The 25,450-nt window shown below is 71.9% G+C and carries 22 protein-coding genes and 1 tRNA gene; 10 read left to right on the top strand and 13 right to left on the bottom strand.

Annotated features, from left to right (window positions below):
* Positions 1-444 (bottom strand): GNAT family N-acetyltransferase, encoded by a 444-nt coding sequence (locus B079_RS0122820; RefSeq protein WP_037801812.1) that lies wholly within the window; start codon positions 442-444, stop codon positions 1-3.
* Positions 445-724: 280 nt separating this feature from the next.
* Between B079_RS0122820 and B079_RS0122815 the strand changes: the two genes are divergently transcribed.
* Positions 725-1,492 (top strand): LuxR C-terminal-related transcriptional regulator, encoded by a 768-nt coding sequence (locus tag B079_RS0122815; RefSeq protein WP_018548161.1) that lies wholly within the window; start codon positions 725-727, stop codon positions 1,490-1,492.
* Here the strand turns inward: B079_RS0122815 and tamR are convergent.
* Positions 1,451-1,948 (bottom strand): MarR family transcriptional regulator TamR, encoded by a 498-nt coding sequence (gene tamR / locus B079_RS0122810; RefSeq protein ID WP_018548160.1) that lies wholly within the window; start codon positions 1,946-1,948, stop codon positions 1,451-1,453. The genes B079_RS0122815 and tamR overlap by 42 nt on opposite strands.
* 88 nt (positions 1,949-2,036) lie before the next feature.
* On the opposite strand from tamR, the gene B079_RS0122805 reads away from it, so the two are divergent.
* Positions 2,037-2,828, top strand: coding sequence for a trans-aconitate 2-methyltransferase (locus B079_RS0122805; RefSeq protein ID WP_018548159.1), 792 nt, complete (start codon positions 2,037-2,039; stop codon positions 2,826-2,828).
* A gap of 3 nt (positions 2,829-2,831) precedes the next feature.
* Positions 2,832-3,242 (top strand): VOC family protein, encoded by a 411-nt coding sequence (locus B079_RS0122800; protein WP_018548158.1) that lies wholly within the window; start codon positions 2,832-2,834, stop codon positions 3,240-3,242.
* Between the two features lie 10 nt (positions 3,243-3,252).
* On the opposite strand, the gene B079_RS0122795 is transcribed toward B079_RS0122800, so the two are convergent.
* Complete coding sequence (locus B079_RS0122795) at positions 3,253-3,930, bottom strand: TetR/AcrR family transcriptional regulator (RefSeq protein WP_018548157.1); 678 nt, start codon at positions 3,928-3,930, stop codon at positions 3,253-3,255.
* Positions 3,927-4,922, bottom strand: a complete 996-nt coding sequence (locus B079_RS0122790; protein WP_026248968.1) for an acyl-CoA desaturase — start codon at positions 4,920-4,922, stop codon at positions 3,927-3,929. The genes B079_RS0122795 and B079_RS0122790 overlap by 4 nt, the downstream gene beginning before the upstream one ends.
* A 309-nt stretch (positions 4,923-5,231) precedes the next feature.
* On the opposite strand from B079_RS0122790, the gene ppc reads away from it, so the two are divergent.
* Positions 5,232-7,964, top strand: a complete 2,733-nt coding sequence (gene ppc, locus B079_RS0122785) for a phosphoenolpyruvate carboxylase (RefSeq protein ID WP_018548155.1) — start codon at positions 5,232-5,234, stop codon at positions 7,962-7,964.
* A 104-nt stretch (positions 7,965-8,068) separates the two neighbouring features.
* Here the strand turns inward: ppc and B079_RS0122780 are convergent, their stop codons facing one another.
* From B079_RS0122780 to B079_RS0122750, 7 genes are all read right to left on the bottom strand, one after another.
* Complete coding sequence (locus B079_RS0122780) at positions 8,069-8,563, bottom strand: hypothetical protein (RefSeq protein ID WP_026248967.1); 495 nt, start codon at positions 8,561-8,563, stop codon at positions 8,069-8,071.
* Positions 8,564-8,626: 63 nt separating this feature from the next.
* Positions 8,627-9,223, bottom strand: a complete 597-nt coding sequence (pth, locus tag B079_RS0122775) for an aminoacyl-tRNA hydrolase (RefSeq protein ID WP_018548153.1) — start codon at positions 9,221-9,223, stop codon at positions 8,627-8,629.
* Between the two features lie 116 nt (positions 9,224-9,339).
* Positions 9,340-9,939, bottom strand: a complete 600-nt coding sequence (locus tag B079_RS0122770) for a 50S ribosomal protein L25/general stress protein Ctc (protein WP_018548152.1) — start codon at positions 9,937-9,939, stop codon at positions 9,340-9,342.
* 205 nt (positions 9,940-10,144) lie between these two features.
* Positions 10,145-11,125, bottom strand: a complete 981-nt coding sequence (locus B079_RS0122765; protein WP_018548151.1) for a ribose-phosphate diphosphokinase — start codon at positions 11,123-11,125, stop codon at positions 10,145-10,147.
* A gap of 171 nt (positions 11,126-11,296) precedes the next feature.
* The gene (gene glmU / locus B079_RS0122760; RefSeq protein ID WP_078496064.1) at positions 11,297-12,745 is read right to left on the bottom strand and encodes a bifunctional UDP-N-acetylglucosamine diphosphorylase/glucosamine-1-phosphate N-acetyltransferase GlmU; all 1,449 of its coding nucleotides are present in this window, start codon (positions 12,743-12,745) and stop codon (positions 11,297-11,299) included.
* Between the two features lie 137 nt (positions 12,746-12,882).
* Positions 12,883-12,953: transfer RNA gene (locus tag B079_RS0122755), tRNA-Gln, on the bottom strand.
* An 11-nt stretch (positions 12,954-12,964) separates the two neighbouring features.
* Positions 12,965-13,843: a hypothetical protein gene (locus B079_RS0122750; protein ID WP_018548149.1), complete on the bottom strand. Its 879-nt coding sequence runs from the start codon at positions 13,841-13,843 to the stop codon at positions 12,965-12,967.
* 165 nt (positions 13,844-14,008) lie between these two features.
* Between B079_RS0122750 and B079_RS0122745 the strand changes: the two genes are divergently transcribed.
* Positions 14,009-15,319: a sensor histidine kinase gene (locus B079_RS0122745; RefSeq protein ID WP_018548148.1), complete on the top strand. Its 1,311-nt coding sequence runs from the start codon at positions 14,009-14,011 to the stop codon at positions 15,317-15,319.
* A 90-nt stretch (positions 15,320-15,409) separates the two neighbouring features.
* Here the strand turns inward: B079_RS0122745 and B079_RS0122740 are convergent, their stop codons facing one another.
* Complete coding sequence (locus tag B079_RS0122740; RefSeq protein ID WP_018548147.1) at positions 15,410-15,940, bottom strand: SUKH-3 domain-containing protein; 531 nt, start codon at positions 15,938-15,940, stop codon at positions 15,410-15,412.
* Between the two features lie 70 nt (positions 15,941-16,010).
* Positions 16,011-16,526: a YwqJ-related putative deaminase gene (locus B079_RS0122735; RefSeq protein ID WP_018548146.1), complete on the bottom strand. Its 516-nt coding sequence runs from the start codon at positions 16,524-16,526 to the stop codon at positions 16,011-16,013.
* Positions 16,527-16,848: 322 nt separating this feature from the next.
* Between B079_RS0122735 and B079_RS0122730 the strand changes: the two genes are divergently transcribed.
* The 5 genes from B079_RS0122730 to B079_RS0122710 all read left to right on the top strand — a co-directional run bounded on the left by B079_RS0122730 (position 16,849) and on the right by B079_RS0122710 (position 25,364).
* A complete protein-coding gene (locus tag B079_RS0122730) occupies positions 16,849-17,841 on the top strand; it encodes an SMI1/KNR4 family protein (protein ID WP_018548145.1) in 993 nt (330 codons plus the stop codon).
* A gap of 10 nt (positions 17,842-17,851) precedes the next feature.
* Entirely contained in the window at positions 17,852-20,440 is a 2,589-nt protein-coding gene (locus B079_RS0122725; protein WP_018548144.1) for an SUKH-4 family immunity protein, read from the top strand.
* A gap of 162 nt (positions 20,441-20,602) precedes the next feature.
* On the top strand, positions 20,603-21,487 hold the full coding sequence (locus tag B079_RS0122720; protein WP_018548143.1) for a hypothetical protein: 885 nt from the start codon (positions 20,603-20,605) through the stop codon (positions 21,485-21,487).
* A gap of 512 nt (positions 21,488-21,999) precedes the next feature.
* Positions 22,000-22,788 carry an ABC transporter ATP-binding protein gene (locus B079_RS0122715; RefSeq protein ID WP_026248965.1) on the top strand — a complete coding sequence of 263 codons (789 nt, stop codon included), beginning with the start codon at positions 22,000-22,002 and terminating at the stop codon, positions 22,786-22,788.
* Complete coding sequence (locus tag B079_RS0122710; RefSeq protein WP_018548141.1) at positions 22,785-25,364, top strand: ABC transporter permease; 2,580 nt, start codon at positions 22,785-22,787, stop codon at positions 25,362-25,364. Before B079_RS0122715 ends, B079_RS0122710 begins: the two co-directional genes overlap by 4 nt.
* Positions 25,365-25,450 lie beyond the last annotated feature (86 nt).

The raw sequence follows: 25,450 nt of genomic DNA, 5'->3' as shown, positions 1-25,450 counted from the left end.
TCAGCCGAGTCGCTTGGTCAGCGTGTACTCCGTGACCCCCGGTGGGTAGTCCGGGATTTCGCAGACCACCTCGTAGCCCTGTCTGCGGTAGAAGCCGGGGGCCTGGAAGTCCCAGGTCTCGACGCGGGCGGCGGTGCAGGCGTGGTGGTGGAGGGCCTGGTGTTCGGCCGCGGTGAGGAGGTGGGTGCCGAGGCCGGTGCCTCGGTGGGGGGTGTCGACCCAGAGGTAGGTGATGTGGAGCCAGCCGGCCCAGGTGTGGGCGACCAGGCCGCCGGACAGGGCGCCGGAGTCGTCCAACGCCCAGACGTGGAGCGGGGTTTCCCGCGCGGGGGGCGTGCCGCGTAAGGCGGCCAGGACGGGGGAGGCCGCTGTGTTGGTGTCCCGTAGCCGCGCCCGCAGCAGAGCACGTCGGTCCTGGTCGACTTCCGTCTCGATACGAAACATGCGGCACACCATAAACGCGCAGCCCGGTCAGTTCCGCCAATTCGCCCGCCCCCGACGGCCCCCGCCCGTACGCTGAGAAGCGGTGCCGGTGGGGGCCGGTGCCGATTCAGGGGGCGAGACAGGCGGGTACGGCACCCGCGAGGGGGGTAGCACTGTCCGCGACGGCGTGTGCCGTGCGGTCGGGCGGCTCCCTCGCGGGTGCCGTGACCGCGAGCCGTCGTCGTTCTCCCAGCCTGGGGTCTCCCCCGCTCCCACACGGAGCCTGGGGATAGGGGGTTACGTGGTTCGCATCCGAGTCCTGGTCGTCGACGACCACCGCATCTTCGCCGAGTCGCTGGCCGCCGCGCTGGCCGCGGAGCCGGACGTCGACGTGTTCGCCGCGGGCAGCGGCCCGGCGGCGCTGCGCTGCCTGGAGCGGGCCGCCGCCGAGGGCCGCCGCTACGACGTCCTGCTGGTCGACGCCGACCTGGGCAGGATCCTGCCGGGCGGACGCGCGGCCATCCCCGTCCAACTGGGCGACGCCGAGGGCCCGGTGGACGGGATCTCCCTGGTCGCCGGGGTCCGCACCGCCCAGCCGGGGGTACGTTCCGTGGTCCTCGCGGAGAAGGACGAGCCCCGCCGGGCCGCCCTCGCGCTCCAGGCGGGCGCCAGCGGCTGGGTCGCCAAGGACTGCTCGCTGTCCCGGCTGCTCACCGTCATCCGGGGCGTCCTGCGCGACGAGACGCATCTGCCGCCCGCCCTGCTCACCGGCGTCCTCAAGGAACTGACCGCCGCCCGCAAGCACCGCAGCGAGAGCGAGCGCCTGGTGGAGTCGCTGACCCCGCGCGAGCGGGAGGTGCTGCGCTGCATGGTCGCCGGGCTCGGCCGCAAGGCGGTCGCGGAGCGGCTGTTCCTCTCCCCGCACACCGTGCGCACCCATATGCAGAACGTCCTCGGCAAGCTCGGCGTCCACTCCACCCTGGCCGCCGTGGCGCTCGCCCGCAGGGCCGGGGTGGGCCCGGTGGACCTAGCCGGGGACGTTGTCGAACGGGGCGGTCAACTGGCGTAGCAGCCCGGCCAGTTCGGAGCGCTGGGCGACAGACAGCTCGCCCAGGATCGCCCGCTCCTGCGCCAGCAGCCCCGCCAGCGCCTCATCCGCCCGGTCCCGGCCGGTGTCGGTCAGCCGCACCAGCACGCCCCGCCGGTCGCTCGGGTCGGGCAGCCGCTCGACCAGGCCCTTCTTGGCGAGCCGGTCGATCCGGTTGGTCATCGTGCCCGAGGTGACCAGCGTCTGGGTCAGCAGCTGGCCGGGGGAGAGCTGGTACGGCGTCCCGGCGCGGCGCAGCGCGGTCAGCACGTCGAACTCCCAGGGCTCCAGCTGATGCTCGGCGAAGGCGAGCCGGCGCGCGCGGTCCAGGTGCCGGGCCAGCCTGCTCACCCGGCTCAGTACTTCCAGCGGCTCCACGTCGAGGTCCGGGCGCTCCCGGCGCCACGCTGCGACCAGCCGATCGACCTCGTCCTCCATGCGATCAGTGTAGTGGTTGTGTCGACGTGAAGTCTCTTGACATCGACAGTCTTGACATCGAGAGAACTCGGGCGCCAGGCTGGAGAACATGACGATGCCGCAGTGGAACCCCGCCCAGTACCTCCGCCACGCCGGTCACCGCCTGCGCCCCTTCACCGACCTCGTCGCCCGCGTCCCCGACCCGCCGAGCGAGCGCCCGCGCGTCGCCGACCTCGGCTGCGGCCCCGGCAATGCCACCGCCCTGCTCGCCGCCCGCTGGCCCACCGCGCACCTCACCGGTTACGACAACTCGCCCGAGATGCTGGAGCGCGCCCGCGCCGAGCAGCCCGCGCTGGACTTCGCCCACGCCGACGCCCGCACCTGGACCCCGGACGAGCCCTGCGACGTGATCGTCTCCAACGCCACCCTCCAGTGGGTGCCGGGCCACCTCGACCGCTTCGCCGACTGGACCGCCGCCCTGAAGCCCGGCGGCACCTTCGCCTTCCAGGTCCCCGACAACACCGACGCCCCGCTGCACGCCCTGATGCGCGAACTCGCGGACACCCCGCGCTGGAGGTCCCGCCTCGCCGGTGTCCTGCGCCGCCCGGACTCCGTCCACACCCCCGGCGGCTACCTGGACCGCCTCGCCCGCCTCGGCCTCACCACCGACGTGTGGCAGACGACGTACCAGCACGTCCTGACCGGCCAGGACCCGGTGCTCGACTGGGTCAAGGGCACCGGACTGCGCCCCGCCCTGACCGCGCTCGCCGACGACCCCGAGGCGCGGGACGCGTTCCTCGCCGAGTACCGCGACCTGCTGCGCACGGCCTACCCGAGCACCCCCTACGGGACCGTGCTGCCCTTCCGCCGCCTCTTCGCCGTCGCCGTACGGGAGGGCTGAGCCGTGCTCGTCGCCGTCGACCACGTCCAGCTCGCCGCCCCCGCGGGCAGCGAGGACGCGCTGCGCGCCTTCTACACCGGCACCCTCGGCATGACCGAGATCCCCAAGCCCCCGGTGCTCGCTGCGCGCGGCGGCTGCTGGTTCCAGGCGGCCGGGGTCCAGCTCCACCTGGGCATCGAGGAGGACTTCCGCCCGGCCCGCAAGGCTCACCCCGGGCTGCGGGTCCGTGACATCGAGGCGTACGCCGCCCGGCTCACCGCCCACGGCGCCCCCGTGACCTGGGACGGCGACCTCCCCGGCCACCGCCGTTTCTACACGGAGGACCCGGTCGGCAACCGCCTGGAGTTCCTGGAGCCGACCGGGCCCGAAGCGCCGGACCGGACCGAGACGCCGGACCGGACCGAGACGCCGTAGAAAGCGCGCGCTAGTTCTTGCGGTGCCCTATCAGCCGAGGCTTCTGCTCAAGGCCGTCCAGGCCGTGCCACGCCAGGTTCACCAGATGCGCCGCGACCTCCGCCTTCTTCGGGCGCCGCACGTCCAGCCACCACTGCCCGGTCAGCGCGACCATCCCGACCAGCGCCTGCGCGTAGAGCGGGGCCAGCTTGGAGTCGAAGCCGCGGCTCTTGAACTCGCGGCCCAGGATGTCCTCCACCTGGGTCGCGATGTCCGAGATCAGCGAGGCGAAGGTGCCCGTGGACTGCGGGATCGGCGAGTCGCGCACCAGGATGCGGAACCCGTCCGTGTACTCCTCGATGTAGTCCAGGAGCGCGAAGGCCGCCTGCTCGCACAGCTCACGGGGATGCCCCGCCGTCAGCGAGCCGGTCACCATGTCGAGCAGCCGCCGCATCTCACGGTCGACCACCACCGCGTACAGCCCCTCCTTGCCGCCGAAGTGCTCGTACACCACCGGCTTGGACACCCCGGCCTTCGCCGCGATCTCCTCCACCGACGTGCCCTCGAAGCCCTTGGCCGCGAAGAGGGTGCGACCGATCTCCAGCAACTGCTGGCGGCGCTCGGCACCGGTCATACGGGTCCGGCGCGTCCGCCGCTGCTTGTCGTTGCCCTGGATGCTGCTGGAGTCGGTCGCCACGCCGTCAATCATGCCGCCTCGGCGCCGGTCTTCCCGCTCCGGGAGGAGCCCGCACCGTCGCTGCGGCGCGAATCGATACGCGAGCGTGACGGCCAGCGCACGTCGTACGCCCAGCCCAGCTGCTCGCACCAGCGGATGATCCGGGCCGAGGAGTCCAGCTGGCCGCGCTCCACACCGTGCCGCGCCGCCGTCGGGTCCGCGTGGTGCAGGTTGTGCCAGGACTCGCCGCAGGACAGGATCGCCAGCCACCACACGTTGCCCGAGCGGTCGCGCGACTTGAACGGCCGCTTGCCCACCGCGTGACAGATCGAGTTGATCGACCAGGTCACGTGATGCAGCAGCGCCACCCGGATGAGTGAACCCCAGAAGAACCCGGTGAAGGCCCCCCACCAGGACATCGTGACCAGCCCGCCGATCAGCGGCGGCAGCGCCAGCGAGATCACCGTCCACATCACGAACTGCCGGGAGATCGTCCGGATGGCGCGGTCCTTGATCAGATCCGGCGCGAACTTGTCCTGCGGGGTCTGCTCCTCGTCGAACATCCAGGCGATGTGGGCCCACCACAGGCCCTTCATCAGCGCCGGAAGCGTCTCGCCGTAGCGCCAGGGCGAGTGGGGGTCACCCTCGGCGTCGGAGAACTTGTGGTGCCTGCGGTGATCGGCCACCCACCGCACGATCGGGCCCTCGACCGCCATCGAGCCCATGATCGCCAGCGCGATCCGCAGGGGCCGCTTGGCCTTGAACGAGCCATGGGTGAAGTACCGGTGGAAACCGATGGTGATGCCGTGGCAGCCGATGAAGTAGAAGAGTGCCAGCAGGCCCAGATCGAGCCAGCTCACTCCCCAGCCCCAGGCCAGCGGCACGGCCGCCACCAGGGCCAGGAACGGCACCACGATGAACACGAGCAGGGCGATCTGCTCGATCGAGCGCTTCTTCTCGCCGCCCAGCGTGGCGGAGGAGCCATCGGGTGAGGCTTCGTCGATCACATCGGAACTTGACGTCATGCGCGTCCCCTGTGGGGTCGAGGGTCGGGGCAGGTGCCGGGCCGCCGGGACCGGACGGGAATGAAGGGAATACTTCCCTACGGTTCCGTAACCTACGGCGTCGTAAGTATGGCAGCGAGTCGGGGCGCGGCAAGGGCCCCAGACCCTGCGCGTCCCGGTGGACACCTATCCTTGGAAGCGGTCGGACAGCGCGGTCCGCTCTGTTTACTTCCCGGACGTTCCAGGCCGTATGCGGCGTTTTGCGTCACGACGGCCGGATGCCCCGGGTTCCCTCCCAGTTGAGCTTCAACACTGCAAGGAGCCGCACCTGTGAGCAGTGCCGACGACCAGACCACCACGACCGGCAGCGAACTGCGCGCCGACATCCGGCGCCTGGGCGACCTGCTGGGCGAGACCCTCGTACGGCAGGAGGGCCCCGAACTCCTGGAACTGGTCGAGAAGGTCCGCCGCCTGACCCGCGAGGACGGGGAGGCCGCCGCCGAGCTGCTGCGCGGCACCGAACTGGAGACCGCCGCCAAGCTCGTGCGCGCCTTCTCCACCTACTTCCACCTGGCCAACGTCACCGAGCAGGTGCACCGAGGCCGCGAGCTGCGCGCCCGCCGCGCCGCCGAGGGCGGCCTGATCGCCCGCACCGCCGACCGCCTCAAGGACGCCGACCCCGAGCACGTCCGCGAGACCGTCCGCAACCTCAACGTGCGGCCCGTCTTCACCGCGCACCCCACCGAGGCCGCCCGCCGCTCCGTCCTCAACAAGCTCCGGCGCGTCGCCGAACTCCTGGACACCCCCGTCCTCGACTCCGACCGCCGCCGCCACGACGTGCGCCTCGCCGAGAACATCGACCTCGTCTGGCAGACCGACGAACTGCGCGTCGTACGCCCCGAGCCCACCGACGAGGCCCGCAACGCCATCTACTACCTGGACGAGCTGCACGCGCACGCCGTCGGGGACGTCCTGGAAGACCTCACCGCCGAGCTGGAACGCGTCGGCGTGGAGCTGCCCGACGACACCCGGCCGCTCACCTTCGGCACCTGGATCGGCGGCGACCGCGACGGCAACCCCAACGTCACCCCCCAGGTCACCTGGGACGTCCTCATCCTCCAGCACGAGCACGGCATCAACGACGCCCTGGAGATGATCGACGAGCTGCGCGGACTGCTCTCCAACTCCATCCGCTACACCGGCGCCACCGAGGAACTGCTCACCTCCCTCGACGCCGACCTGGAGCGCCTGCCCGAGATCAGCCCCCGCTACAAGCGCCTCAACGCCGAGGAGCCCTACCGGCTCAAGGCCACCGCGATCCGCCAGAAGCTGGAGAACACCAAGCAGCGCCTGGCCCGCGACACCCCCCACCAGGAGGGCCGCGACTACCTCGGCACCGCCGAACTCCTCGACGACCTGCGGATCATCCAGACCTCCCTGCGCGCCCACCGGGGCGCCCTCTTCGCCGACGGCCGCCTCGCCCGCGTCATCCGCACCCTGGCCGCCTTCGGCCTCCAGCTCGCCACCATGGACGTCCGCGAGCACGCCGACGCCCACCACCACGCCCTCGGCCAGCTCTTCGACCGCCTCGGCGAGGAGTCCTGGCGCTACGCCGACATGCCCCGCGACTACCGCGCCAAGCTGCTGGCCAAGGAGCTGCGCTCGCGCCGCCCGCTCGCCCCGAGCCCGGCCCCCGTCGACGCGGCAGCCGCCAAGACCCTCGGCGTCTTCCAGACCGTCAAGCGCGCCCTGGAGGTCTTCGGACCCGAGGTCATCGAGTCGTACATCATCTCCATGTGCCAGGGCGCCGACGACGTCTTCGCCGCCACCGTCCTGGCCCGCGAGGCCGGACTGCTCGACCTGCACGCGGGCTGGGCCAAGATCGGCATCGTCCCCCTCCTGGAGACCACCGACGAGCTGAAGGCCGCCGACACCATCCTGGAGGACATGCTCTCCGACCCCTCCTACCGGCGCCTGGTCGCGCTGCGCGGAGACGTCCAGGAGGTCATGCTCGGCTACTCCGACTCCTCCAAGTTCGGCGGCATCACCACCAGCCAGTGGGAGATCCACCGCGCCCAGCGCCGCCTGCGCGACGTCGCCCACCGCTACGGCGTCCGCCTGCGCCTCTTCCACGGCCGCGGCGGCACCGTCGGCCGCGGCGGCGGCCCCTCGCACGACGCGATCCTCGCCCAGCCCTGGGGCACCCTGGAGGGCGAGATCAAGGTCACCGAGCAGGGCGAGGTCATCTCCGACAAGTACCTGATCCCCTCGCTGGCCCGGGAGAACCTGGAGCTGACGGTCGCCGCCACCCTCCAGGCGTCCGCCCTGCACACCGCGCCCCGCCAGTCCGACGAGGCCCTGGCCCGCTGGGACGCGGCCATGGACGTGGTCTCCGACGCCGCCCACTCCGCCTACCGCGAGCTGGTCGAGGACCCCGACCTGCCGACGTACTTCCTCGCCTCCACCCCGGTCGACCAGCTCGCCGACCTGCACCTGGGCTCGCGGCCCTCCCGCCGCCCCGGCTCCGGCGTCTCCCTCGACGGACTGCGCGCCATCCCCTGGGTGTTCGGCTGGACCCAGTCCCGGCAGATCGTCCCCGGCTGGTTCGGCGTCGGCTCCGGCCTCAAGGCCCTGCGCGAGGCGGGCCTGGACACCGTGCTCGACGAGATGCACGAGCAGTGGCACTTCTTCCGCAACTTCATCTCCAACGTCGAGATGACCCTCGCCAAGACCGACCTGCGCATCGCCGGACACTACGTCGACACCCTCGTGCCCGAGAACCTGCGGCACGTCTTCGACACCATCCGCGCCGAGCACGACCTCACCGTCGCCGAGATCCTGCGCATCACCGGCGAGAGCGAACTCCTCGACGCCCAGCCCGTGCTGCGGCAGACCTTCGCCATCCGCGACGCCTACCTCGACCCGATCTCCTACCTCCAGGTCGCCCTGCTCAAGCGCCAGCGCGACGCGGTCGCCGAGGGCGCCGAACCCGACCCGCTCCTCGCCCGCGCCCTGCTCCTGACCGTCAACGGCGTCGCGGCGGGCCTGCGCAACACCGGCTGACCACCCCGCCGTACACACGACGGTGCCCCCGGAGACCGAAAGGCTCCGGGGGCACCGGCACATCCAGATCAGGGGGCGCACAGGTCAGGGGACGCACGCGTACGTCACTGCGCCGTCACGAACGCCCCCGTCAGCAGCGCCACACCCAGCCCCGCCAGCACCCAGCCGGTCCGCGTCAGCCGCATCCCGCCCGCCACCACCACCGAGGCCAGCACCAGCGCCCCGCCCAGCGGCAGCCACGCGAACAGCGTCCCCGAGAGCCCCGAACGCACCACCACGTCCGTACCGGGCTCCACCGTCACCTCGTAGGACCGGCCCTCGCGCACCGCGACGCTCTTCGCCAGCACCACACGCGCACGCCGCACCGCCCCCTCGGACGTCGGCGTGAACGGACCCGTACAGCGGTCGCCGGAACACTCCGTCACCCGCATCGTGCCGTGCTCACGGCCCTTGGGCAGCATCACGTGCTGCGCGGTGCCCCAGGAACCCCATGCCCCGGCGAAGAGGATCAGCGCGGCGCACATGCCCATCAGCACGGCCCGCCCCACCCCCAGCGCGGTCACGGAAGCCCGGCGGACAGAACTGGCTCTGGCAGGCATGGCCGGGATCATTGGCCATACCCCTACGACCGGTCAACTCCGCTGCGGAGCAGACCCGACAAGTCAGGAGTTGTACGCCGACTGCGCCCGCTCCAGACCCTCCGTCACCAACGACTCCACCGCGTCCGCCGCCCGGTCCACGAACCAGTCCAGCTCCTTGCGCTCGGTGGACGCGAAGTCCTTCAGCACGAAGTCCGCCACCTGCATCCGCCCCGGCGGACGGCCGATCCCGCACCGCACCCGGTGATAGTCCGCGCCCATCGCCTTCGTCATCGACTTCAGGCCGTTGTGCCCGTTGTCCCCGCCGCCCAGCTTCAGCCGCAGCGTCGCGTAGTCGATGTCCAGCTCGTCGTGCACGGCCACGATGTGATCGACCGGCACCTTGTAGAAGTCCCGCAGCGCGTTCACCGGGCCGCCCGACAGATTCATGAACGACATCGGCTTCGCCAGGATCACCCGGCGGCTGCCCGGACCCGCCGGACCGATCCGGCCCTCCAGCACCTGCGCCTGCGCCTTGGACGCCCGCTTGAACTTCCCGCCGATCCGCTCCGCGAGCAGATCCACCACCATGAAACCGACGTTGTGCCGGTTCATCGCGTACTCAGGACCCGGATTGCCGAGCCCGACGACCAGCCAGGGGGCACTCTCGGACGTGCTCACGTCCCTGTCTCCTCACGTGCGACAGCCGCTGCTCCCCCAAGGGAACACCCTTAGGGAAGCAGCGGCTGGAGCGAATACGGCTACCGCCACGGACGCGGCGGCAGAACCGGGCCGACTCAGGCCTCGGCGGCCTCGTCACCCTCGGCGGCCTCGGCCTCCGGGGAGACCTCCTCGGCCTGGGCGGCCAGGACCTGCAGGACGACGGCGTCGCCCTCGACGGCCAGCGAGACACCGGCCGGCAGCTTGATGTCCTTGGCGTGGATCGAGGCACCGGCCTCCAGGCCCTCGACGGAGACCGTCACGGACTCGGGGATGTGCGTGGCCTCGGCCTCGACCGGCAGGGCGTTCAGCACGTGCTCGAGCAGGTTGCCGCCCGGGGCCAGCTCGCCCTCGGCGACGACCGGGATCTCGACGTTGACCTTCTCGCCGCGCTTGACCAGCTGCAGGTCGACGTGCTCCAGGAAGCCCTTGATGGCGTCACGCTGGACGGCCTTCGGGATCGCCAGCTCGTTGGTCTTGCCGTCGATGTCCAGGGCGATCAGGACGTTCGGCGTACGCAGCGCCAGCAGCAGCTCGTGGCCCGGGAGGGTCAGGTGCAGCGGGTCGGAGCCGTGGCCGTAGAGCACACCGGGAACCTTGCTGTCACGGCGGATGCGGCGGGCCGCACCCTTGCCGAACTCGGTGCGGGTCTCGGCGGCGATCTTCACCTCGGACATGTGAATCACTCCTCGTAGAGGTAGTAGGGACGTGGTCACCCGGCCACGAACGGCCTGCTACGAAGAGCGCGTCGATAACGGACAGCCACCTCGCGAAAAACACGAGTGCGGCCTCCCTCGCCGAGCAACTGTCGCAGTCTACTCGGCCGGAAGGCCGCACCCAAAAGGATCATCCACTAGCCCGCGAGACGGGCCAGCGGAAACCTCACTGCTCGTCGAAGAGGCTCGTCACCGAGCCGTCCTCGAACACCTCACGCACCGCGTTCGCGATCGTCGGCGCGATCGACAGCACCGTGATCTTCTCCAGATCCGCCGCCAGCTCACCCGGCGTCGGCAGCGTGTCCGTGAACACGAACTCGCTCACCCGCGAGTTCTTCAGCCGGTCCACCGCCGGACCCGACAGCACACCGTGCGTCGCCGTCACGATCACGTCCTCGGCACCGTGCGCGAACAGCGCGTCCGCCGCCGCACAGATCGTGCCACCCGTGTCGATCATGTCGTCGACCAGCACACACACCCGGCCCTTGACCTCACCCACGACCTCATGGACCGTGACCTGGTTCGCCACGTCCTTGTCGCGCCGCTTGTGCACGATCGCCAGCGGCGCACCGAGCCGGTCGCACCAGCGGTCCGCCACCCGCACCCGGCCCGCGTCCGGCGACACGACCGTGAGCTTGTCACGGTCCACCTTGGAGCCCACGTAGTCCGCCAGCAGCGGCAGCGCGAACAGATGGTCCACCGGACCGTCGAAGAAGCCCTGGATCTGGTCCGTGTGCAGATCCACCGTCAGGATGCGGTCCGCACCCGCCGTCTTCATCAGATCCGCGATCAGCCGCGCCGAGATCGGCTCACGGCCACGGTGCTTCTTGTCCTGACGCGCGTAACCGTAGAACGGCACGATCACCGTGATGGAGCGGGCCGACGCGCGCTTCAGCGCGTCGATCATGATCAGCTGCTCCATGATCCACTTGTTGATCGGGGCCGTGTGGCTCTGGATCAGAAAGCAGTCCGCGCCACGCGCCGACTCCTGATAGCGAACGTAGATCTCACCGTTGGCGAAGTCGAACGCCTTCGTCGGGACGACCCCGACACCGAGCTCGCGGGCGACCTCCTCGGCAAGCTCGGGGTGGGCGCGGCCGGAGAAGAACATCATCTTCTTCTCGCCGGTCGTCTTGATCCCGGTCACAGCACTGTCTCCTCAGAGGTGTGTCAGCCAGCCTCGGCCAAGCGGCCTCTCGGCTGGGCACGAGAGGGCCGAATCAGCTGGTAGGGGGTGCGGGTGTGCACTTATCACGGTACGCCGTGTTTGACGCACTCGTGTCCGGAAGGGGGCCGGACGAGACCTGCCCCGGCCCCGTCAGCCCTCGTCACCGGCCGGACGGGACACCGCACCGGCCGCCTTCGCCGCCGCGCTCCCGGGCCGCTTACGGGCCACCCAGCCTTCGATATTGCGCTGCTGGCCACGCGCCACGGCCAGCGAACCGGCCGGCACATCCTTGACGATCACGGACCCCGCGGCGGTGTACGCACCGTCCCCGACCGTGACAGGCGCCACAAACATGTTGTCCGCCCCCGTCCGGCAATGCGACCCGATCACCGAGTGATGCTTGTCCTGACCGTCGTAGTTCACGAACACGCTCGCCGCCCCGATGTTCGTGAAATCACCGATCGTCGCGTCCCCCACGTACGACAGATGCGGAACCTTCGTCCCCTCACCGATCGACGCGTTCTTCGTCTCCACATACGTCCCGATCTTGGACTTCACACCGAGCCGCGTCCCCGGCCGCAGATACGCGAACGGACCCACCGACGCGCCCTCCCCGACCCGGGCACCGTCCGACACCGTGTTGTCCAGCCGCGCACCCGCGCCCACGTGCGTGTCGTTCAGCCGGCTGTTCGGACCGACCTCCGCGCCCTCGCCGACATGCGTCGCACCCGTCAGCTGCGTCCCCGGGTGCACCAGCGCGTCCCGGCCGAACGTGACCGTCACATCCACCCACGTCGTCGCCGGATCCACCACCGTCACACCGTCCAGCATCGCGGCCGTCACCACACGGTCGTTCAGCGTCCGGCGCGCCTCCGCCAGCTGCACCCGGTTGTTGATCCCGGCGATCTCCCGGTGATCCCCGGCCACCGAGGCACCCACCCGGTGCCCGGCCTCCCGCAGAATGCCGAGCACGTCCGTCAGGTACTCCTCGCCCTGGCTGTTGTCCGTACGCACCTGCTTCAGCGCGTCCGCCAGCAGCGGGCCGTCGAACGCGAACACACCGCTGTTGATCTCCCGGAGCGCCCGCTGCGCCTCTGTCGCGTCCTTGTGCTCCACGATCGCCGTCACCGCGCCGGTCGTCTCGTCCCGCACGATCCGGCCGTACCCGGTCGCGTCCGGGACCTCGGCGGTCAGCACGGTCACCGCGTTGCCGTCGGCGTGGTGCGTACCGGCCAGCTCCCGCAGGGTGCCGGCCGTGAGCAGCGGGGTGTCGCCGCACACGACGACGACGGTGCCCTCCAGGGGGCCGCCCAGCTCCTCCAGCGCCATCCGCACCGCGTGCCCGGTGCCGTTCTGCTGCTCCTGCACGGCGGTGCGGACACCGGGGTCGATCTCCGCCAGGTGCGCGGTGACCTGCTCACGGGCGTGGCCCACGACGACGACGAGGTGCTCCGGGTCCAGCTCACGGGAGGCGGCCAGCACGTGCCCCACCAGCGAACGGCCGCAGATCTCGTGCAGCACCTTCGGTGTGGCGGACTTCATACGGGTGCCCTCACCCGCTGCGAGAACGACGACGGCTGCCGGGCGAATGGCGCTCACGGGGTTGCCTTTCGGCTCATGAAGGGTGTGGGGGGTGACGAGCGCAGGATACCGGGGTGAATTCGGGGGGACATGAGAGCGGGTCCTGCCGGTGAGATACCGGTCAGGACCCGAACCTGGGATATGTGCGCTGTGGGCTCCCGGAGAAGGATTCGAACCCTCATTCAACGGACCAAAACCGTTTGTCCTGCCCTTAGACGATCCGGGATGGTTGGTGCGCTATGTCCGATTCAATTGATCGACCTCGCGCGCGGCCTCCACTATGCCGTACCAGGACCCCTCAATGCGACGGTACAAGTCGGCACCTTTCAGCACTTTGACGACGAGGCAGCCCCGGTAGCCCTCACCGGTGTTCTTCCGGACCGTCTTGGGGTTGTGACGCTTGAGGCCCGTCTTGTTGAAGGCGGAGGGATCGGCGCCCACGAGATCCGCCCAGTAGCGCTCGGCGGCCGGGACGTCCGCGCTCTCGTGGATGAGCACCATGAACCGCAGCCGCTCGCGCGCCACCCCGACCAGGTCCAGCCAGGCGAGGAAGACCTCGATCATGCCGGGATCGCTGTTGACGAAGGTGACGTTCTCGCGGCGGTCGTACGGCTTGTCCTTGGCGCCCTCGGCCCAGTAGAGCCCGATGCCGATCAGGAACAGCTCGCGCTCCGACAGGGCGCCCACGTCGTGCGCGGCCTGTTCCTTCGTGCGCCGGCGTTCCTCGTCGCGGACGCGCAGCCGTGCCTCCCAGCCCTTGCGGGCGATGGCCGACGCCTCCTCGGGGGTGCGGCGCTCCGGCCTCGGCAGGTCCCGTACCCACAGGGACACCGAGCTTCTGGAGCAGCCCAGTTCCAGTTGGATCTGGTCGTACGTCCAGCCCTGGAGGCGCAGCTCTCGGGCCCGTTCGCGCAGGTCGTCCTTCGCGTTCGGGCGTTTCGTCCACTCCGGAGGGGGCTCGCCGTGGACGAGGCGGTTGAGGAGGTCGTTGTTGAAGATCTTCAGTTCGTCGCGGATCTGCCGGAGGCTGAGCCCCGCGCGGCGCAGCGCGACCGCTCGCGCTCGCAACGTGTCGAAGTCCGCGTACCGCCCGCCGTTGCCCAGTGAATGTGCCATGTGCATACCGTCCGGGCGGAACGGGTAGGTCCGGTGGTGAAGGGCCGGGGTTCAGTAGTTCGAGCGATTTCAGATGGTTTCGAGGACATTCGATTACGGTGTGTGATCCGGGCGGAGGGTGAAACTCGCCGGAAAAGCCGCCCTCGGCGCCCGTAGGCTGGAGGCATGACCACGACGGGGGAAGACCGCGCCAGGGCCCTGACCGGCCCATGGTGGTGGGAGAGGCGGCGCGGCGCGGCGCTGGACGGGGCGCTCGCCCTGGTGTCCGCCGTGGAGTGCGGCGCGGAGGGTGTTCCGTTCGCCCGGGACGCGGGTGTGCCGCTGTCGGTGGGGATCGTGTTCGGGCTGCTGGCCGGTGCGGTGCTGCTGGTGCGCAGGAAGTGGCCGGTGGTCGTCGTGCTCGTCGCGATCGCGATCACCCCGGCCCAGATGGGCTTCCTGATGGGCATCGTGGGGCTGTACACGCTGGCGGCGTGCGAGCTGCCGCGCCGGATCATCGTGGCCCTCGCGGGCATGTCGCTGGTGGGCACGATGATCGTGACGTTCGTGCGGGTGCGGCAGGACATGGCGCGGGGTGATCTGACGCTCGGCGACTGGTTCGTGCCGTTCGCGGCGGTCACGACGTCGCTGGGGCTGACGGCGCCGCCGCTGCTGCTCGGGTTGTACGTGGGGGCGCGGCGCCGGTTGATGGAGAGCTTGCGGGAGCGGGCGGACAGCTTGGAGCGGGAGCTTCAGTTGCTCGCGGAGCGGGCCGAGGAGCGGGCGGAGTGGGCGCGGGGCGAGGAGCGGACGCGGATCGCCCGGGAGATGCACGACGTGGTGGCGCACCGGGTGAGTCTGATGGTGGTGCACGCGGCGGCGTTGCAGGCGGTGGCCCGTAAGGACCCGGAGAAGGCGGTGCGGAACGCGGCGCTGGTGGGGGACATGGGCCGGCAGGCGTTGACGGAGTTGCGGGAGATGCTGGGCGTGCTGCGGTCGGGGGACGCGGTGCGGCGGGCGGCGGAGCCGGTGCCGTTGGCGGCGGTGGGGGTGGCGGCTGCGGAGGCGGCGTCGCGGGCGGCTGCCGAGGAGGTCCTTGACGGCCCGAGTCTGGCGGAGCTGGAGGAGCTGGTGGGGCAGTCCGCGCAGGCGGGGATGGTGGTGGCCCTGTCGGTGGAGGGCGAGGCGCGCTCGTATGCGGCGGAGGTGGAGCAGACGGCGTACCGGGTGGTGCAGGAGGCGTTGACGAACGTGCACAAGCATGCGGCGGGTGCGCGGACGATCGTGCGGCTGGCGCACCGGCGGGCGGAGATCGCGATGCAGGTGGAGAACGAGTCTCCGCCGGAGGTGGCGTCGGCGTCGGCGGCGGGGCTGCCGTCGGGTGGCAATGGTCTGCTGGGGATGCGGGAGCGGGTGCTGGCGCTGGGGGGCGTGTTCGTGTCGGGGCCGACGGAGAAGGGCGGCTTCCGGGTGTCGGCGGTGATTCCGGCGGTGTGAGGGGGCGCCCTGTCGCGTCCGTCGCGGTGTCGCGTGGCTGACCCTGAGCCCTGAGCCCCTGCGGCCCCCGTCCTGCGGCCCCGCGCGCGCTCAGCCCACCGTCAGCCGTACCGGATGGGTGCCCATGATCAGCGTGGCCAGGGCGTGGTCGATGTCGGGGCCGAGGTACCAGTCGCCGCTGTGGTCGAGGGCGTAGACGCGGCCTTCGGCGTCGATGGCGAGGAGGGCGGCGGTGGCGGTCTCCTCGCCGAGGGGGCTGACCTCGGTGCCGAGGGCGCGGCCGAGGTCGCCGAGGGTGCGGGCGAGGTGGAGGCCGTGCAGGGGGTCGAGGTGGAGGGTGGCGGGGGCGACCTGGCGTCCGGTGCCGGTGGGGGTGATGTGGAGTCCGCCGAATTCGGCCCAGGCTTCGACGGCGGCGGGGAAGACGGTGTGGCGGTGTCCGGCGGGGGAGAGGTGTTCGCGCAGGGTGTCGGCCCAGATCTCGGCCTGTTTTATGTCCCAGCGTCCGGGGTGCCAGCCCGCGGTGCGCAGGGCGTTGTCGGCGGCTCCGGGGAAGCGGGGGGTGGCCGGTGGCTGGCCGAGTGTGGTGGTGCCGTGGGTGGTGGTGCGGTTGGGGTGCATGTGCCTTCGATCGTCGTGCGTGCGGTCGTCGTGCGGGTGGTGGTTCCGGTGACCGGTGGGGCCGGTGGTGTCAGTGGGCGCCGGTGGCCGGGTCGACGATGCGGACGCCGAAGTGGGCGCTGAGGGCGGTGCAGGCGCGGCAGGGGGTGGCGAAGCTGCCGTGCAGGGGGTCGCCGTCCTCGCGTATGCGGCGGGCGGTGAGTTTGGCCTGCTTGAGGGATTTGCGGGCTTCGCCGTTGGTGAGGGGTCTGCGGGCGGCGCGTTTGCTGCGGGTGGCCTCGATGGCGGTGAGGTGCCGGGAGATGAGGATCGTTTCGGCGCAGCGGCCGGTGAAGCGGTCGCGCTGGTTGCTGGTGAGGGTGTCGAGGAAGTCCTGGACGAGGGGGTGCAGCGCGGGGGGCCGGTCGCCGCGGGCGGCGGTGCCGGTGAGGGTTTCGCCGCGTACGGAGAGGGCGGCGGCGATGGTGGGGAGGATGCCGTCGCGGCGGTGGTGGAGGGTGGGGGCGGGGGGTGCGTCGGTGGCGCTCCAGCCGATGCGGGGGTCGCCGGAGGGCGTGTCGGTGCTCTTGGTGGCCATCGTGTTCATGATCGTCTTTCCCTCCCCTGGGGCTCCCCCGAGGGACACAGAGTGCCAAATGCCGTGGCGGCTGCGGAAGCTGGGGCGCCGCGACACGCCAGAGTCGTGACGCTGTGTGACTGTATGTCGTGCGGGGAGAGAGGTCCGGGGGGCCTCGGGGTGGTGGTCCGGCGGCCCGGTGACCGGTGTGCGCGTACGGCATAGGCTGTCGGCACCGCGCTGGTCGCGGTCGAGGCGTCGGTGACGCCTGAGACAGTCGGATACGGGTCGGGGTGCGCCGGTCGTGGGCGCGGGCGCCGGCTCGTACAGAGTGCCGCAGGGGGCAACCGCCATGACGACAGGTCGGCTCGGGCAGGAGGCCGCGCCGCCGAACGCGGCCTATGCCGGGCAGGTCGTGCACTTCCCGGACCCGGTGCGGGCGGCGCGTCATCCGCGAGGGGTACGGGTCGACGAGCGCGGCTATCCCGATTTCGGGCCGTACGCGCGCGCGGCGGCGGAGATCGCGGACCCGCCGGAGGGTTTCGGGGTCGACGAGTTGCGGCTGACGGACTATGTGTCGGCGAACGCGGCGCTGGCGGCCTCGGGGCATGAGCTGTGGGACACGGTGCCGGACGTGGCGACGCCGCACGGCTGGACGTGGCATCACGTGGCGGCCTCGCGCCGTCTGGAGCTGGTCCCGGTCGAGGTGAAGGCGCTGCTGCGGCATCACGGCGGTCTGGCGACGGCGGTGGTGGACCACGACAAGCGGGGCACGCGGCCGTTGCCGGAGACGCGTCCGGCGCACTTCGGGCTGCCCAAGTCGGGGGTGGCGGTGACGGAGTCACAGGTGCAGGGGGTCGAGGAGGACCTCGGGTACCGGCTGCCGGGCGCCTACCGCTCGTTCCTGAAGGCGGCGGGCGGCTGCGCTCCGGTGGGCGCGGCGCTGGACGCGGAGCTGGGGCTGCTGGTGGACCAGCCGTTCTTCACGGTGCGGGACGAGGCGGCGGTCAACGACCTGGTGTACGTCAACAAGTGTCTGCGCGACCATCTGACGAAGGATTACCTGGGCATCGGGTTCGTGCAGGGCGGTCTGCTCGCGGTGAAGGTCCGGGGCGAGCGGGCCGGTTCGGTGTGGTTCTGCGCGTACGACGACGTACGGGACGTGGATCCGGCGTGGTCTCCGGCGGAGCGGGTGGAGCGGCTGCTGCTGCCGTGCGGTGACGACTTCGACGCGTTCCTGTCGCGGCTCGCGGGCGATCCGCCGGAGCTGGAGACGGTGGCGGGTCTGATGGTGGACGGCGGTTTCGCGCGTGCGGTGCCGGTGTCCTCGGCTGCGGGGGAGTGAGCTTCCGGCGATGGTGACGTTCGCACAGGCGCAGGAGCGCGCCGAGGAATGGATCAACGGGGACGTTCCCGCCTATCAGCACCGTGAGGTGCGGGTGCGGGAGTTCGAGCTGGGCTTCGTGGTCTGGGGCGAGGACCGTGCGGAGGGTCCGCGCGTGGACGCGGGTGCCCAGCGCCTGGTCATCGCCCGGGACAGCGGCGAGGCGACGCTGTGGCCCGCGCTTCCGGTGGGTGAGGTGATCCGCCGGTACGAGGAGACGTACGGGCGTCCCGACGAGCCGGAGGACGCGGCGCCGGTGCCCGCGGCGGCGCGGGTGGACCTGAACCAGACGTCGTTCCTGCTGTCTCCGCCGGAGTGGCTGCAGGAGGCGGCGGAGAAGAAGCTGGGGGGTGTCTCTTCACCAACTCCGGCTTCTGGCAGCGGTGTTGGCTCGGGGAGTGTGCCGGGTCCGCGTGAGCGTTCGGGTACGGGCTCCGGTGGCGGGCTCGCCGAGACGCAGCCCGGGGTGCCGGTGGGGGACGGGGGCGGTGCGGCGTGGCCCGCCGCCGAGGACTCCTCCGCGAAGACGCCCTGGGCCGGTACGGACACCAACGCCGATGAGGGCGAGGACCGTTCCGTACCGCTGCCCGCCACGGTGTTCTCGCCCCCGGTGGGCGACGGCGCTCCGCGTCCGCCCGCGTCCGAGCCGGACGCCAAGACCGCGCTGATGTCGGGCGGCAGCCAGTTGCCGCCCACGGCGGTCACCCCGGAGGTGCCGGACCCTGGTGTCGCGCGGCCCGGTTACGCCTACCCGCCGGGCGGCGGTGCCGACGCGCGTCCGGGACGCCCGCTGCCCTCGGACGCCGGTGACATCGCCGACGCCGTGACGAGCAAGGCCGCGCCTCCGCCGCGCAAGACCCCCGGCCCGCCCCCGCCCCCGCCGGGCGCCCCCGGCACGCCGGGCGCGCGCTCTGCCGGTGCGGGCGGGGACGCGTACGTACCGACCCAACTGGTCTCGGCGCTCGGCCCGGAGGGCCCGGACGGTGCTGCCCCGCAGGCCACGGCGCCGGGTGCGCCGCAGCGGCCCGCGCCGGGTGCGCCGCCCGCGCCCAGGCCCGCCAGTGCCCCCGGTGTCGACCACGCGGAGACGGTGCTGGCCGCGCCCCCGCCGGGTGGCCCGAGTGTGCCTCCGCCGCCGCAGCCCGCGCCGGGTGTGCCGGGTGTGCCGTCGGCCTCGTACGCGTCGCCCGCCCCGGGCGGTCAGGCCGTGCCGGGTGCGCCGCAGCCCGCACCGGCGAGCGCGACGCCCCCGCACGGCGCCCCGCTGCCCCCGCCGGGTGCGATGCCGCCCCCCGCGGGTGCCATGCCTCCGACCGCCGGGGCGACCCCGCCCCCCGGTTTCGCACCGCCGGGTGCGATGCCCCCGCCCACCGGTCCGGCGCCCACCGGTCCCGTGCCGTCCGGCGCCGTGCCGTACCCGGGTGCCATGCCTCCCCCGGGAGCGATGCCCCCGCCCCCCGGCGCGACGCCGCCCCCCGGCGCGACGCCGCCGCCCGGTGCCATGCCCCCGCACGGCGCCCCGCTGCCTCCGCCGGGTGCGCCGCTGCCCGGTCAGCCCCCGGCGTACGGCTATCCGCCCCCGGCGCAGCCGACGGTCGGCCCCGGCTACCAGGCCGTGCTGCGCTATCGCGCCCAGGACGGTTCCGAGCAGCAGCTGATCCGGCGGTCCGCGCCGGGGATGCCGCACCCGGAGTGGCAGATCTTCCACGAGCTGCGGGCGATGAACGTGCCGCCGGACCAAGTCCTTGAGCTGCACACGGAGTTGGAGTCGTGCGAGCTGCCGGGGGCGTACTGCGCGCGGATGATCCGGGAGCAGTGGCCGCAGGCGCGGATCGCGAGCATCGCGCCGTACGGCACGGATCACGCGAGCAGGCAGCAGGGCATGCAGGAGCTGCTGGCCCATCAGGGCGAGCTGCACCAGGTGGCGGACGGTCCCGCGCGGCCCGCGCCGGTGCGCGCCCCGCTGCCGCCGGTGCAGCCGGTCCCGCCGGTGCCGCCGGAGGGCATCGCGCACGAGCTGGCGGCGGCGTTCGGGCCGGGGGTGCACCGGTTCGACCAGCAGGCGGTGTCGCGGCAGGGGGTGCCGCCGGTCGTGGCGCACACGCTGGTGGTGGCCGGACTCCCGCTGGACATGGGGCCGTTCTTCTGGGCGCAGGCCCAGCCGGGCCGTCCGGTGCCGACGCTGGCGGAGCTGGCGGCCGAGCGCGGGGTGCGGCCCGCGTCGGACGCGGGGTCGTACCTGGTGATGGGCACGGACTTCGGCAAGGCGATCTGTGTGCAGTACGGCACGGCGAACATCGTGGCGGTGCCGGTGGAGGCCGGTCCTGGCGGTGCCCCGGTGCCGCCGCAGTTCGTGAACACCGGGCTGCCGGAGTTCACCCGCTGTCTGGCGCTGCTCGGCCGGATGTGGCGGCTGCGTTACGGCCTGAACCAGGAGCAGGCGGGCCGCTGGACCGTCGACTTCCAGGCGCAGCTGGCCTCGCTGGACCCGGCGGCGCTCGGTTCGCCGGAGACCTGGTGGTCGGTGCTGCTGGAACAGATGTGGGACGGGCTGCTGTAGCGGCAGCCGCTCTCCTCCGCCGTTCGCGCCGGGCCCTTCACTCGCGGGAGTGAAGGGCCCGACCGCATTGACGAACCCAGGCGTCTCTTCAGCTCATTTCGACATGCATCCCATCATTCTGTCGGGTATGTCGGACTGTCCGGGCGGAGAGGGGTTCCACGGGTGAGCAGCGCATCGGCGACGCCGTACGGCTTCGGGACCGCCCGGGGGCGCGGCTACCACCCCGGCCAGGTCGACGCACAGCTGGCCGCCCTGTCGCGGGACCGCGACACGGCCTGGGAGCGCGTCGCCCGGCTGACCGTCCTGGCCCGGGACATGGCGGCCGAGTCGGCGCGGCTGCGCGAGCGGGCCTCCCGGCTGGAACCGCAGACGTACGACAGCCTCGGTGAGCCCGCGGGCACGGTGTTCCGGCTGGTGCGCACGGAGGCGGTACGGCTGCGCGAGCAGGCCCGGGCCGAGGCGCGCGAGCAGGTCACGGCCGCCGAGGAGCACGCGCGGGGCGTGCGCCGCGCGGCGCGGGAGGCGGCGGAGGCGCTGCGCGCCGAGGCGGTGGAGAGCGCCGAGCGGCGGCTGCACGCGGCCCGTACCGAGGCGGAGGAGCTGCGCGTCGGCACCCGGCACGAGGTGCGCGAGCTGCGCCGGACGGCGCTGGAGGGGCTGCGCGAGACCCGTGAGCGTGCCGCCGCCCTGCTCGCCGCGCAGCCCGGGGAGCACGCGGCGCGCCGTGCGGCGGCCGAGCGCGAGCTGACGGAGCGGGCGGCGGCGCTCGAAGCGGGCACCGCGCAGCGGCAGGCCCGGGCCGAGGCCGCGCTGGCGGAGGCGAAGCGCAGGCTCGCGGCGGAGAAGGACCGCGCGCCCTGGCTCCAGGAGGTGGCGGACGCGCGGGCCGCCGAAGTCCTCGACGCGGCGCTGGCCCACGAGGAGCGCACCGCCCGCGAGACCGAGCGTCTGCTGCGCGAGCACGGCGAGATCTGGGACGAGGTACGCCAGCAGATCGACCACCTCCGCGACCGGCTGGACGCGTCCATGGCGGCGGCCAGGCGCTGAACCCCGCTCTGCGGCGCGCGACCTGCGGCCCCCTCAGCCGCCGACCCTGATCCCCGCGCCCGCCGACCCTGATCCGCCGCCCCTCGGTGTCCCGTACACGCTTCACGCGCGCAGGGACCGTCGCGGCGGCCGTCCGTGCGGGACGCGGGGGCACATGGGTTGACCCTGACGCCACGTGAGGGTGGAGGCTGGGCGGGCCGGGGGTGGAGACGACCCTGAGAACGTCTCCACCCGATGGTGGAGCACCCCTAGGGGTATCTCCGTACTGCGGGTCGGGGGGCGTTCGTCCCCCCGGAGGACGAGAAGGCGCCCCTTCGCTCCTTAACCTGGCTTTACGCCGCTGGGGGGGCGGTGGACCCGAGTCGCCGGGGTGGGGTTTGCCCCACCCGGACCGGGGGCTCCGCACCAGCGCGCGGCACCCCCGGGGCCCGCGAGAATCACCGGCAAGAACCCGTACGAACGCACGCGCCACCGGCGCGCGCTCCGACCTGCCATCCCATAGGAGACATACCGTGACATCGGCTGTGACCGTACCCAGGCACGGGGGCACTGGAGGACCTACGGCCGTGGCCGCGCGGGCGCGGCAGGTCGTGAAGGCGTACGGCGCCGGGGAGACCCGGGTCGTCGCGCTCGACCATGTCGACGTGGACATCGACCGCGGACAGTTCACCGCGATCATGGGCCCCTCCGGGTCCGGCAAGTCCACCCTGATGCACTGCCTCGCCGGGCTCGACACGGTGACCAGCGGTCAGATCTACCTGGACGAGACCGAGATCACCGGCCTCAAGGACAAGAAGCTGACCCAGCTGCGCCGCGACCGGATCGGCTTCATCTTCCAGGCGTTCAACCTGCTGCCGACGCTGAACGCGCTGGAGAACATCACGCTGCCCATGGACATCGCGGGCCGCAAGCCCGACCGGGAGTGGCTGGCGAAGGTCGTGGAGACCGTCGGCCTGGCCGAGCGGCTCAAGCACCGGCCGACCCAGCTCTCCGGCGGCCAGCAGCAGCGCGTCGCCGTGGCCCGTGCGCTCGCCGCCCGGCCGGAGATCATCTTCGGTGACGAGCCGACCGGAAACCTCGACTCGCGCGCGGGCGCCGAGATCCTCGGCTTCCTGCGCCGCTCGGTGCACGACCTCGGCCAGACCATCGTCATGGTCACCCACGACCCGGTCGCCGCCTCCTACGCGGACCGCGTGCTCTACCTGGCCGACGGCCGGATCGTGGACGAGATGCGCCGCCCCACCGCCGAGCAGGTCCTGGACCGCATGAAGGACTTCGACGCGCGGGGGCGCACCTCATGACCGTGCTGAAGACCTCGATGCGCAACTTCTTCGCGCACAAGGGCCGTATGGCGCTCTCGGCGATCGCGGTCCTGCTGTCGGTCGCCTTCGTCTGCGGCACCCTGGTGTTCACCGACACCATGAACACCACCTTCGACAAGCTCTTCCAGGCGACGTCCTCGGACGTCACGGTGAGCGCCAAGAGCGCGTCCGACACCGGGGAGACCCAGTCCGGCACCGGCAAGCCGCCGGTGATGCCCGCCTCCGTGCTCGGCGAGATCCGCAAGGCCGAGGGGGTGCGGTCGGCCGAGGGCACGGTGTTCTCCACCCAGGTCACCGTCGTCGACGCGGACAAGGAACGGCTCTCGCCCACCAGCGGGGCGCCCACCATCGTCGGCAGCTGGAACGGCAACGACGCGCGCACCATGAAGGTCACCACCGGTGCCGCGCCCCATGGTTCGGGGCAGATCATGGTGGACGCGGACACCGCGAAGAAGCACCATCTGCGCCTCGGTGACGACATCGGCCTGATCACCGCGCTCGGCACGCACCACGCGCGCGTGTCCGGCATCGCCACCTTCACCGTCACCAACCCCGGCGCGGCGATCTTCTACCTGGACACCAAGACCGCCCAGCAGACCTTGGTCGGCCGCACCGGCGTCTACACCAACGTCAACGTCACCGCCGCCAAGGGAGTCTCCGACGCCCGGCTGAAGAAGGACGTGACGGCCGCGCTCGGCGGCGGCTACAAGGTGCAGACGGCCAAGGAGGTCGCCGACGCCAACCAGAAGGACGTCGAGAGCTTCCTCGACGTCATGAAGTACGCGATGCTCGGCTTCGCCGGGATCGCCTTCCTGGTCGGCATCTTCCTGATCGTCAACACCTTCTCGATGCTGGTCGCCCAGCGCACCCGCGAGATCGGCCTGATGCGCGCCATCGGCTCCTCGCGCGGCCAGGTCAACCGCTCGGTGCTCGTCGAGGCCCTGCTGCTCGGCGTGCTCGGCTCCGTCCTCGGCGTCGGCGCGGGCATCGGCATCGCCGTCGCCCTGATGAAGCTCATGGGCGCGATCGGCATGCATCTGTCCACCGACGACCTGACGGTGGCCTGGACCACCCCGGCCCTCGGCCTGCTGCTCGGCGTGGTCGTCACGGTCCTGGCGGCCTACCTGCCCGCCCGCCGCGCCGGGAAGGTCTCCCCGATGGCCGCCCTGCGCGACGCGGGCGCCCCGGCCGACGCCAGGGCGGGTGTCGTACGGGCCCTGATCGGCCTGGTCCTGACCGGCGCGGGCGCCGCGAGCCTCTACGCGGCGGCCAGCACCGACCAGGCCACGACCGGCTCGGGCTGGCTGGGCCTCGGCATCGTGCTGACCCTGCTCGGCTTCGTCGTCATCGGCCCGCTGCTCGCCTCCGGCGTGGTGCGTGTCCTCGGCGCGATCGTCCTCAGGGTCTTCGGCCCGGTCGGGCGCATGGCCGAGCGCAACGCGCTGCGCAACCCGCGCCGCACCGGCGCGACCGGCGCCGCCCTCATGATCGGCCTGGCCCTGGTGGCCTGCCTCTCGGTCGTCGGCTCGTCCATGGTGGCCTCCGCCACCGACCAGCTCGACAAGACCGTGGGCACGGACTTCATCATCCAGAACGACAACGGCGGCCTGATCACCCCGCAGGCGGTGCGGGTGGTCAAGGACACGCCGGACCTGGAGCGGGTCACCGAGTACAAGATCGTCCCGGCGCACCTGACCACCCCCGACGGCAAGGTCAGCAAGAACCAGACGATCAACGCCGCCGACCCGACCTACGCCGAGGACCTGCGCACCGAGACCGTCTCGGGCACGCTGGCCGACGCCTACCGGGCCGACTCGATGTCCGTGCCCGAGGGCTTCGCCCGCAAGCACAAGATCAAGGTCGGTTCCACGGTCACGGTCGCCTTCAAGGACGCCCGCACCGCCACGCTGACGGTCCGCGCGATCACCAGCGACGACGTGGTGGTCGACAAGGGCGCGATGTACGCCTCCATCGCCACGGCGAAGCGGTACGTGCCCGCCGACCGGATGCCGCTCGACATCCTGGTCTTCGCCACGGCGAAGGACGGCCGCCAGGCCGCCGCCTACAAGGCGCTCAAGTCGGCCCTGCACGACTACCCGCAGTACACCGTGCGCGACCAGACCGACTACAAGAAGGCCCTCAAGGACCAGATCGGCCAGCTGCTGAACCTGATCTACGGCCTCCTGGCCCTCGCGATCATCGTCGCCGTCCTCGGCGTGGTGAACACCCTCGCCCTCTCCGTGGTCGAGCGCACCCGCGAGATCGGCCTCATGCGCGCCATCGGCCTCTCCCGCCGCCAGCTGCGCCGCATGATCCGCCTGGAGTCGGTCGTCATCGCCCTCTTCGGCGCCCTCCTCGGCCTCGGCCTCGGCATGGGCTGGGGCGCCACCGCCCAGAAACTCCTCGCCCTGGAGGGCCTGACCGTCCTGGAGATCCCCTGGCCGACGATCATCACGGTCTTCATCGCCTCGGCCTTCGTGGGCCTGTTCGCGGCACTGATCCCGGCGTTCCGGGCGGGACGGATGAATGTGCTGAACGCGATCGCGACGGAGTAGAGGGTGTTTGATTCTGTGCCCCGCAGGCTCGAAGAGCCTGCGGGGCACAGGTGTTTTTCAAGCCCCACTTTTCAGGTGACCGAGAC

Origin of the sequence: Streptomyces sp. LaPpAH-108, from assembly GCF_000373625.1 — a bacterium.
Taxonomy (GTDB): Bacteria; Actinomycetota; Actinomycetes; order Streptomycetales; family Streptomycetaceae; genus Streptomyces.
This window is presented reverse-complemented; position numbering and strand designations above follow the sequence as displayed.

Bases quoted from the DNA above. Each gene is read 5' to 3' on its own strand.
- B079_RS0122820 (WP_037801812.1), bottom strand. From the start codon at position 444: ATGTTTCGTATCGAGACGGAAGTCGACCAGGACCGACGTGCTCTGCTG.
- tamR (WP_018548160.1), bottom strand. From the start codon at position 1,948: ATGGAGGACGAGGTCGATCGGCTGGTCGCAGCGTGGCGCCGGGAGCGC.
- B079_RS0122805 (WP_018548159.1), top strand. From the start codon at position 2,037: ATGACGATGCCGCAGTGGAACCCCGCCCAGTACCTCCGCCACGCCGGT.
- B079_RS0122795 (WP_018548157.1), bottom strand. From the start codon at position 3,930: ATGATTGACGGCGTGGCGACCGACTCCAGCAGCATCCAGGGCAACGAC.
- B079_RS0122790 (WP_026248968.1), bottom strand. From the start codon at position 4,922: ATGACGTCAAGTTCCGATGTGATCGACGAAGCCTCACCCGATGGCTCC.
- B079_RS0122780 (WP_026248967.1), bottom strand. From the start codon at position 8,563: ATGCCTGCCAGAGCCAGTTCTGTCCGCCGGGCTTCCGTGACCGCGCTG.
- B079_RS0122770 (WP_018548152.1), bottom strand. From the start codon at position 9,939: ATGTCCGAGGTGAAGATCGCCGCCGAGACCCGCACCGAGTTCGGCAAG.
- B079_RS0122750 (WP_018548149.1), bottom strand. From the start codon at position 13,843: ATGGCACATTCACTGGGCAACGGCGGGCGGTACGCGGACTTCGACACG.
- B079_RS0122745 (WP_018548148.1), top strand. From the start codon at position 14,009: ATGACCACGACGGGGGAAGACCGCGCCAGGGCCCTGACCGGCCCATGG.
- B079_RS0122740 (WP_018548147.1), bottom strand. From the start codon at position 15,940: ATGCACCCCAACCGCACCACCACCCACGGCACCACCACACTCGGCCAG.
- B079_RS0122735 (WP_018548146.1), bottom strand. From the start codon at position 16,526: ATGAACACGATGGCCACCAAGAGCACCGACACGCCCTCCGGCGACCCC.
- B079_RS0122730 (WP_018548145.1), top strand. From the start codon at position 16,849: ATGACGACAGGTCGGCTCGGGCAGGAGGCCGCGCCGCCGAACGCGGCC.
- B079_RS0122725 (WP_018548144.1), top strand. From the start codon at position 17,852: ATGGTGACGTTCGCACAGGCGCAGGAGCGCGCCGAGGAATGGATCAAC.
- B079_RS0122710 (WP_018548141.1), top strand. From the start codon at position 22,785: ATGACCGTGCTGAAGACCTCGATGCGCAACTTCTTCGCGCACAAGGGC.